Source organism: Nitrospiria bacterium (assembly GCA_035517655.1).
GTDB lineage: Bacteria > Nitrospirota > Nitrospiria > JACQBZ01 > JACQBZ01 > JACQBZ01.
On the sequence record DATIYJ010000061.1, the window covers coordinates 1 to 9,169 of the forward strand.

Consider the following 9,169-nt stretch of genomic DNA (forward strand, 5'->3'; position numbering starts at 1 on the left):
CTTCCGGCGCGATGGGACCCCGGTGGATTTCGAAACGATACGACCGCAGATCGCCTACATGCCGCAGCAGCAGAGCCTCTATGCCGATTTATCCGTCGGGGAACACCTGGATTTTTTCCGCGCGCTTTACGGCATTCCCGACGACGCCTTTCGACTCAAGCGCGAGGAGCTGCTGCAGATCACGCGACTGGCCGATTTCATCGACCGTCCCGCGGGACAGCTCTCCGGCGGGATGTACAAGAAGCTCGGCCTCATGTGCGCGCTGCTGCGCTCGCCCCGCGCCGTCGTGCTCGACGAGCCGACCACCGGCGTGGACCCGATCAGCCGGCGGGAGCTCTGGGACCTGCTCTACCGGCTCTCCGACGAGAAGATCCTGATCCTGATGACGACGGCCTACATGGACGAGGCGGAACGCTGCTCCCGGGTGCATCTCCTGGAGCGCGGGCGTCTCATCGCCGCGGGGGAGCCGCGCCGCCTCCTTGAGACCGAAGGCGTCCGGAGCTTCGACGAGCTCTTCATGCGGCGCGCCGCGGAAGAGGCGGGGCGGGGGGTCGGTTCATGAGCGCCGTTGCGGTGGAGGTGCGCGACCTGGTCGTCACATTCGGCGATTTCACCGCGGTGGATGGAATCTCGTTCGCGGTGAGCCGCGGGGAGATTTTCGGATTTCTCGGGGCCAACGGCGCCGGCAAGACCACGACCATCCGCGTGCTATGCGGCCTCCTGCCGCCGACCTCGGGCTTCGTTCGCGTGGCCGGGGTGGGCTTTGAGGACGGAGAGCGGGCGATCAAGGCCAAGGTCGGATACATGTCGCAGAAGTTCACCCTGTATAACGATATGACCGTGGGGGAGAACCTCGACTTCATCGCGAGCCTGCGCAAGCTCGATCCTTCCGTCTATCTGGAACGGCGGCGCGAGCTGTTCGAGTTTATCTCCTTTAACCTTCCGGCCGACTCCCCCGTCCAGGATCTTCCGGGCGGGATCAAGCAGCAGGTCTCGCTGGCCGCCGCGCTGCTGCACGACCCGGAGATCGTCTTCCTGGACGAGCCCACCGCGGGGGTCTCGCCCGCGGCGCGCGACCGTTTCTGGCGGCTGATCCGGCGGCTCGCCGAGCGCGGCAAGACCGTCTTCGTCACCACGCATCACATGGACGAGGCCGAGCACTGCGGACGGATCGCCTTGATGCGGGAGGGCCGGCTCGTCGCGACCGACAGCTCCGCGGGTCTCAAAGCGACGATGTTCCCCACCCCCGTCTTCGAATTCGATCCGAAGGAGGCGCTCAGCTTCGCGGAGATCGCCTCGCTGCAGGCGCACGAGGCCTTCTCGTTCGTCCAGCCCTACGGGCTGCGCTTCCACGCGGCGATCCGGAGCGTCGAGCAATGGGAGCGCGTCCGTCCGCAGTTCGAGAGCCTCTTCCGCATCCGCCCGATCCGGCCCTCCCTCGAGGACGTTTTTATCCGGGCCGTTGAGGAACGGACATGACGAACGCGTTCGTCTGGACGCGCGCCGCGGCCGTGGCGCGGAAGGAAGTCTTCCACATCCTGCGCGATCCGTTTACGCTCACCCTCGCCCTGATCCTTCCGGTTCTGATGGTGGCGCTCTACGGCGTCGCCATCGACTTCAACGTGGAGAACGTCGCGTTGTCGGTGAGCGATTCGGACCAGAGCCAGGCTTCCCGGCGGCTGATCGAAACGTTCGCCAGCTCGCGCTATTTCCTCGTTCGCGGAGTCGGATCTCCGGCCGAAGCGGTCCGGGACGTGTCGGCCGAGCGCGCGCGGGCCTGCCTCATCATTCCCCCCCGCTTCGAGAAAGACCTGCTGGCCGGCCGCGGCGCCGAGGCGCAGATCCTTCTGGACGGAGCGGACAATTCCACGGTGGGTCCCGTGGCGGGCTACGTCGGCAGCATCCAGACCCTGGCGTCAAAACAGATCGCGGACTTCGACCCTCCCCGGCCCTACGAGCTCCGGACGCGCTTCCTGTTCAATCCCGAATTGAACAGCCGTTGGTTCGTGATCCCGGGCCTGGCGGTCGTCGTGATGGCGATCCTCTCGATCCTGCTCACCGCCCTCACCGTCGCCCGGGAATGGGAGAACGGCTCCATGGAGCTTTTGCTGTCGACGCCGGTCCGGCCGATCGAGATCATCGCGGGCAAGCTCGCGCCCTACGCCGTCATCGGGATCATCGCGCAGACGCTGGTCTACGTCATGGCGAGGACGGTTTTCGGCGTCCCCTTCGTCGGCAACCAGGCCGTTTTCGCGCTGGGGGCCGTGCTGTGCCTGACCACCTACCTGGCCCAGGGTATTTTCATCTCCGTGACGACGCGCAAACAGCAGATCGCGATGCAGTTCGCCATGCTCACGGGGATGCTGCCTTCCAACCTGCTCTCCGGCTTCGTCTTCCCGATCGCGAGCATGCCTCCGGTTTTTCGCTACTTGACGATGATCTTTCCGGCGCGCTGGTTCATGGAAATCGCGCGGGACACTTTTCTGAAGGGGTCGGGCTTTCTGGAACTCGCCGCCCCCTTCCTCGCGTTGACGTTTTTTTGCGGCGCGATGGTCCTGGCGGCCGCGCGCCGTTTCAAAAGGGATCTCGAACCATGAACCGCACGCTGCTCGGCTTCATCCGGAAGGAGCTCATCCAGGCGGTCCGCGACCCGCGGATGAAGTTCGTCCTCTTCGTCGCCCCGATCATCCAGATGGCGCTCTTCGGCGTGGCGATCTCGAACGAGGTGAAGAACATCCGGCTCGCCGCGGTCTTCGACTCGAAGGACTTCGTCCTGCGCGACGTCTACGAGCGGAGCATCGCCGGGACCTGGTTCGTTCCGGCGCCCGTTTCCGGGGAGGATCCCTTCGCGCTGATCCAGGCCGGAAAGGCCGACGCGGTTCTCGTCCCCCCGCCCGGCGGCTTCACCCGGGCGCTCGGGAGGGGCGACGCCCATCTGCAGCTTCTCACGGACGCCACCAACGCCGTGCAGGCCCAGGCGGTGGAAAACTACCTGCAGTCCATCCTCCGGCAGACGGTCCGAGACGATCTTGGGATCGTTCCGCCCGATCCTCCGATCCGCTTCGACGTGCGCGTCCTGTTCAACCCGTCCCTGGAATCGTCCATCTTCATGGTCCCGGGCGTCATGTGCATGCTCATGCTGATGACCACGATGGTCCTGACCAACATCGCGATCGTCCGCGAGAAGGAGCTGGGCACCTTCGAGATGCTGATCTCGGCGCCGGTCTCCCCCGCCGAGGTCATTTACGGCAAGACCCTCCCGTACGTCCTGATCGGCATGGCCAACCTGCCGCTGATCCTCTCGGTCGCGGTGTTCCTGTTCCATGTTCCGATGCGGGGTTCCTTCCTCGTGCTGTGCGGCGCGTCGTTCGCCTTCGTCTGCACGACGGTCGCTATGGGGACGCTCATCTCGACCTTCTGCCACAACCAGACGCAGGCCGTGATGGGGGGCTTCCTCTTCATGTTTCCGGCCATGATGTTCTCGGGACTCCTGTTCCCCATCGACAACATGCCGGCCGGAATCCGGTGGATGGCCGCCCTGGATCCGCTCGCCCATTACCTGGGCCTCCTGCGGAACATCATGCTGAAGGGCGGGGACGCCCGCTACGTCGCGTTCCACGTCGCGGTCCTCGTCGTCATGGCCGTGGTCAGCGTCGTCGCCAGCTTTCGCCGTTTCCGGACCACGCTTCAATAGCCTTGTCCCCGCGCGAAAGGTTTAATCAACGGCCGACTCCGATGGACCGGGAACGGGTCCAAAGCGATTGACACCCGCGGGACGATCCTTTACAATCACACTCCGTCTTATCGGAATTCATGGGAATTCATGGAATGCGAACCGGCATGGTGATCGGGACGCCGCTTTCGAAGAACGCGGTGAAATTGATGCTGCTCGGCGCGGGCGAGCTGGGCAAGGAGGTCGCGATCGAGGCCCAGCGGCTCGGGGTCGAGGTGATCGCGGTGGACCGCTATCCTCACGCCCCGGCGATGCAGGTGGCCCATCGCTCCCACGTGATCGATATGCTGGACCGGGATCAGCTCGCCGACGTCATCCGAAAGGAACAACCCACGCTGATCGTTCCCGAGATCGAGGCCATCGCCACGGAACATCTGCTCGAGGCCGAGAAGGCCTTCACGGTAATCCCGACCGCGCGGGCCGCGCGGCTCACGATGGACCGCGAAGGGATACGGCGTCTCGCGGCCGAGGAATTGAAGCTTCCCACCAGCCGCTACCGCTTCGTCGAGAATCCCGAGGACCTGAAGGCCGCGGGCGCCGACCTGGGCTATCCCTGCGTGATGAAGCCGGTCATGTCCTCCTCCGGGAAGGGCCAGTCCGTCGTCCGGGCGCCCTCGCAGCTGCCCCGGGCCTGGACCACCGCGATCTCGTCCGGACGGGCCAGGAAAAACAAGGTGATCCTGGAGTCCTTTATCCCCTTCGATTATGAAATCACGCTGCTGACGGTCCGCGCCGTCAACGGGACGTTTTTCTGCCCGCCGGTGGGCCATGTCCAGGTCGACGGGGACTACCGCCGGTCCTGGCAGCCGCATCCGATGGACCCGGGCGTCCTTGCGCGCGCCAAGGAAATCGCGGCCGCGGTGACGGACAACCTCGGCGGGACCGGGATCTTCGGCGTGGAGTTGTTCATCCGCGGCGACGAGGTTTTTTTCTCCGAGGTGTCGCCCCGGCCGCACGATACCGGTCTGGTCACCCTGATCTCGCAGGACCTTTCCGAGTTCGCGCTCCACGTCCGCGCGATTCTGGGTTTTCCGCTTCATGAGCCGGTCGTCCGGACGCCCGGCGGATCGGCCGTCATCCTGGCCGACCGGGAGAGTGCGGCGCCGTCGTACGACATCGCAGGCGCGCTGGCCCTACCCGGCGTTCAGGTGCGGATCTTCGGCAAGCCCGACGGCCGCAAGAACCGCCGGCTCGGCGTGGTCCTCGCTCCGGGTCCCGACTGCTTCGCGGCCCGCGATCTGGCCGTCAAGGCGGCTTCGGCCGTTCAGATCCGGCACGGGGGTTTTTGAACTTCAAAAGCAGTTGTGTTATACTGTTTTTCCGTTTAAATCGGCCCGGTTTGCGCCGCTCGGGAATCAAAAGCGCGAAGGGTCGGTTCCGGTTTTCCGACGGGGTGTGCCGTTACAAGCGCCTGTAGCTCAGCGGATAGAGTATCGGCCTCCGAAGCCGAGGGTCGTGGGTTCAAATCCCGCCAGGCGCGCCAATTATAAGTGGGGGCCCGTGCGGCTGAGAAGGACCAAGGTCCTCCGACCTGCCGGCAGGCAGGTGCCCCCACGCCCCGCGCTCGCACCGGCGGAGCCGGATGCTCGCTTTTTTTTTGCGGATGGCTTCACATTGCGGTCTATTTTCCATTGTTCTATGGATCGTTAAGATTTTCATGGGCCGTTAGCTCAGTTGGTAGAGCAGCTGACTCTTAATCAGCGGGTCGTAGGTTCGATCCCTACACGGCCCACCAGAAGTTGAGGCGCTTGGAAAAAAACTGAGACGGTTGAAAAAGTTCCAGATGCGAGGCCGCAGGGACCGAGGGGACCGGAGCGTACGGGGTGGGTACGTCGAGGAGACCGAGGAGCGAGAACGAAAGCGAGCGACCGGCTCTGCCGGCTCGAGCGCGGGGGCTCGGGGGCATGTGAGGACCTTGTTACTTGTTGGCCGCAGCGGCCCCCCGATTTCAATCGTCGGACTTTTACGTACGACAGTCGAATATAGGCTGCCTGGTGGAATGGCAGACACGCTGGCCTTAGAAGCCAGTGCCGCAAGGCGTCCGAGTTCAAATCTCGGGGCAGCCACCAAGCTTTGCTTGTGGCTGTCCGGGACCTGGGGGCATCGGAGGAGCCACGGCACCGCACGGGCCCCCGGATACAATAGTCGCAGCCACCAAGTCTTTTCCGAGGCTGTCCCAAGACAGATGGAACGTTTTAGGGGCGGGATTTATCCCCCCCTCCTGTGGAGTAGACAAGGGTAAAGGGTTTTTTTATAATGAAAGTCGCCGTCGAAGAAATCAGCTCCGTCAAAAAATCGCTGAAGATCGAGGTGCCCGAGGAGGTCGTCACCCGGGAGCTGGAGGCGGCCTACACCGACCTGAACCAGCGCGTCCGGATTCCCGGCTTTCGGCCCGGAAAGGCTCCGCGGTCGCTGTTGGAGCAGCGCTTCAAGGGTTCGGTTGAAGAGGACGTGATCCGGAAATTGGTCCCGGATTATTACCAGCGGGCGATCTTGGAGACCGGTTTGCATCCCGTGGAGCTTCCGGCCATCGATAAGGTCGAGTTGAAGAAGAACGCCCCGCTTTCCTTTACGGCGAGGGTCGAGATCACGCCGCCGATTCCGCTCGGCGCCTACACCGCCCTCAAGGTCCAACGGCCGAAGATGGAAGTGACGGAGATCGAGGTGAACAAGGCCCTGGAGGCCCTTCAAGACCGGCACGCCCAGTTGGTCGCCTGTCCCGAGGAGCATCCGATCGTCGAAAAAGATTTCGTGGTGATCGACTTTCAGGGAACGATGGACGGACGGCCGCTGGAAGGAGGGTCCCGCCAGAATCATCTGCTCCAGATCGGGTCCGAGACCCTGATTCCGGGCTTCGAGGAACAGCTGATCAACCATCGCCGCGGGGAGCGCGTGAAGATCCGGACCTCCTTTCCCAAGGACTATCCGAAGGCCGAGTTGGCCGGCCGCGCGGCCGAGTTCGACGTCCTGATCCGCGAGGTCAAGGAGAAGACCCTTCCGGCGCTGGATGATGAACTGGCCAAGGACGTCGGGAATTTCACGTCGCTCGATCAGCTGAAGACGAAACTCCGCGACGATCTGACGGCCCGCGTGAAAACGGAACAGGAGCACGCCGTCAAGACCGCGCTGCTCAAGCAGTTGACCGAGGCCCATGCCTTCGAGGTCCCGGCCTCGTTGGTGGAACGCGAACTCCAGGAGGCCCTCGCCCGGCTGGAGCAGCGTCTCCCCAAGGGGGTGACCTTCGAGCAGGCCAAAATCGATCCGCAGGCCGTCCGGAAGGAGATCGGGCCCGCGGCGCAAGAGAAGGTCAAGGGCCGCTTGATCCTGGCCGCGATCGCGGACCGGGAAAGCCTGACCGTTTCCAAGGAAGAAATCGACGCCGCGCTGTCCCGGACCGCCCAGGAGCTGAAGGCGAGCGCCGAAGACGTCCGGCGGCTGATCGTCTCGCAGGACGGCAGCCTCGACGTGTTCAAGACCCGGCTGCTGGAGGACAAGGCCATGGACTGGATCGTTTCCAAGGCCGTCATCGAATAACATACAAAAAGAGCGAAATGCCTCAAAGGAGCATCGAAATGTTGGTACCGATCGTGATCGAGCAGACAAACCGCGGCGAGCGGGCGTACGACATCTATTCGCGCCTTTTAAAAGACCGCATCATCTTTATCGGGGCGCCGATCGACGACGTCTTCTCCAATCTGATCATCGCCCAGCTCCTCTTCCTGGATGCGGAGGACCCGGGCAAGGACATCAATCTGTACGTCAACAGTCCGGGGGGCATGGTGACGGCCGGGCTCGCGATCTACGACACGATGCAATACATCAAGTCGGACGTCTCGACCACCTGCATCGGCCAGGCCTCCAGCATGGGCGCGCTCCTGCTGACGGCCGGAAAAAAAGGCAAGCGCTTCGCGCTGCCCAACTCGAGGATCATGATCCACCAGCCGATGGGCGGTTTCCAGGGCCAGGCCACGGACGTCGATATCCAGGCCCGCGAAATTCTGAAAATGCGCGAGCGGCTCAACGAGATCCTGGCCCAGCACACCGGCCAGCCCATCGACCGGATCCGTCTGGACACCGAGCGGGATTACTTCATGTCCGGGGAGGAGGCCCGAAAGTACGGGCTGATCGACGAGGTCATCAGCCGCGCGCCGGACTTGAAGGAAAAGGGGAAATAAGGGAATCCTTAGGAGAAAACGGAATGCCCAAATCCGAGAAAAGCGACGCCCTGTTGCGATGCTCCTTTTGCGGAAAGAGCCGGGACGAGGTGCGCAAGCTGATCGCCGGTCCCACCGTCTATATCTGCGACGAGTGCATCGATCTCTGCAACGACATCATCGCGGAAGAATGGGAGGACGGCCGGGAGGCCGTTTCCTCCAAGCTTCCCAAACCCAAAGACATCAAGAAAACGGTGGACCACTACGTGATCGGCCAGGAGCGCGCCAAGAAGATGCTGGCGGTCGCGGTGCACAACCATTATAAACGGGTTTCGGCCGCGCCCGAAGTGGACGACGTGGAGCTCCAGAAGGGCAACATCTTGGTGATCGGACCGACCGGGACCGGCAAGACCCTGCTGGCCCAGACCCTGGCCCGGATTCTGGATGTGCCGTTTACGATCGCGGACGCCACGACGCTGACCGAGGCGGGCTACGTCGGCGAAGACGTGGAGAACATCATTTTAAAGCTCCTCCAGGCGGCGGATTACGACGTCGAACGGGCCGAACGCGGCATCGTCTACATCGACGAGATCGACAAGATCAGCCGGAAGAGCGACAGCCCCTCGATCACGCGCGACGTCTCGGGCGAGGGGGTCCAGCAGGCCCTCCTGAAACTGATCGAGGGGACCGTGGCCAACGTTCCGCCGCAGGGCGGGCGCAAGCATCCCCATCAGGAATTCATCCAGGTGGACACCTCCCACATCCTGTTCATCTGCGGCGGGGCCTTCGTGGGGCTGGAGGCCATCATCGAGCAGCGCATCGGACAGAAGTCGATGGGGTTCGGGGCGCAGGTCCGGCCCAAGAAGGACCGTCACGTCGGCGACCTGCTGCGGATGGTCCAGCCGGAGGATCTTTTGAAATACGGCCTGATTCCCGAGTTCGTCGGCCGGCTCCCGGTGATCGCGACGCTGGAGGAGCTGGACGAGAAGACCCTGATCCGGGTTCTGACCGAGCCGCGGAACGCGCTGATCAAGCAGTACGAAAAGCTGTTCGCGTTTGAAAAAGTAAAGCTCAAATTCACGGACAACGCCATCGCGGGCATCGCGCAGAAGGCCCACGGGCAGAAGACCGGCGCGCGGGGGCTGCGGGCCATCCTGGAAGAGGTGATGCTGGACCTGATGTACGAGCTGCCTTCCCAGAAAAACGTGAAGGAGGTCATCATCAACGAGGACGTGATCCACCAGACCGGCGAGCCGATTCTATTGTACGAGAACGACAAGGA

8 protein-coding genes and 3 tRNA genes are annotated in these 9,169 nt (G+C 63.3%); all 11 read left to right on the forward strand.

Features of this window, described 5'->3' with window-relative positions; translation table 11 throughout:
• On the forward strand, positions 1 to 562 hold a 562-nt coding region (locus tag VLY20_11340), incomplete at its 5' end, for an ABC transporter ATP-binding protein (GenBank protein ID HUK57243.1).
• On the forward strand, positions 559 to 1,479 hold the full coding sequence (locus tag VLY20_11345; protein HUK57244.1) for an ABC transporter ATP-binding protein: 921 nt from the start codon (positions 559 to 561) through the stop codon (positions 1,477 to 1,479). The genes VLY20_11340 and VLY20_11345, both read left to right, overlap by 4 nt.
• Entirely contained in the window at positions 1,476 to 2,597 is a 1,122-nt protein-coding gene (locus tag VLY20_11350) for an ABC transporter permease (GenBank protein HUK57245.1), read from the forward strand. Before VLY20_11345 ends, VLY20_11350 begins: the two co-directional genes overlap by 4 nt.
• Positions 2,594 to 3,694 (forward strand): ABC transporter permease, encoded by a 1,101-nt coding sequence (locus VLY20_11355; GenBank protein HUK57246.1) that lies wholly within the window; start codon positions 2,594 to 2,596, stop codon positions 3,692 to 3,694. The genes VLY20_11350 and VLY20_11355 overlap by 4 nt, the downstream gene beginning before the upstream one ends.
• A 149-nt stretch (positions 3,695 to 3,843) precedes the next feature.
• Positions 3,844 to 5,022 carry a formate-dependent phosphoribosylglycinamide formyltransferase gene (gene purT / locus VLY20_11360; GenBank protein ID HUK57247.1) on the forward strand — a complete coding sequence of 393 codons (1,179 nt, stop codon included), beginning with the start codon at positions 3,844 to 3,846 and terminating at the stop codon, positions 5,020 to 5,022.
• Positions 5,023 to 5,140: 118 nt separating this feature from the next.
• A tRNA-Arg gene (locus tag VLY20_11365) sits at positions 5,141 to 5,216 on the forward strand.
• 176 nt (positions 5,217 to 5,392) lie between these two features.
• A tRNA-Lys gene (locus tag VLY20_11370) sits at positions 5,393 to 5,468 on the forward strand.
• Positions 5,469 to 5,718: 250 nt separating this feature from the next.
• A tRNA-Leu gene (locus tag VLY20_11375) sits at positions 5,719 to 5,802 on the forward strand.
• Between the two features lie 187 nt (positions 5,803 to 5,989).
• The gene (tig, locus tag VLY20_11380; GenBank protein ID HUK57248.1) at positions 5,990 to 7,267 is read left to right on the forward strand and encodes a trigger factor; all 1,278 of its coding nucleotides are present in this window, start codon (positions 5,990 to 5,992) and stop codon (positions 7,265 to 7,267) included.
• 17 nt (positions 7,268 to 7,284) lie between these two features.
• Positions 7,285 to 7,908 (forward strand): ATP-dependent Clp endopeptidase proteolytic subunit ClpP, encoded by a 624-nt coding sequence (gene clpP, locus VLY20_11385; protein ID HUK57249.1) that lies wholly within the window; start codon positions 7,285 to 7,287, stop codon positions 7,906 to 7,908.
• Positions 7,909 to 7,931: 23 nt separating this feature from the next.
• On the forward strand, positions 7,932 to 9,169 hold a 1,238-nt coding region (gene clpX, locus VLY20_11390; GenBank protein HUK57250.1), incomplete at its 3' end, for an ATP-dependent Clp protease ATP-binding subunit ClpX.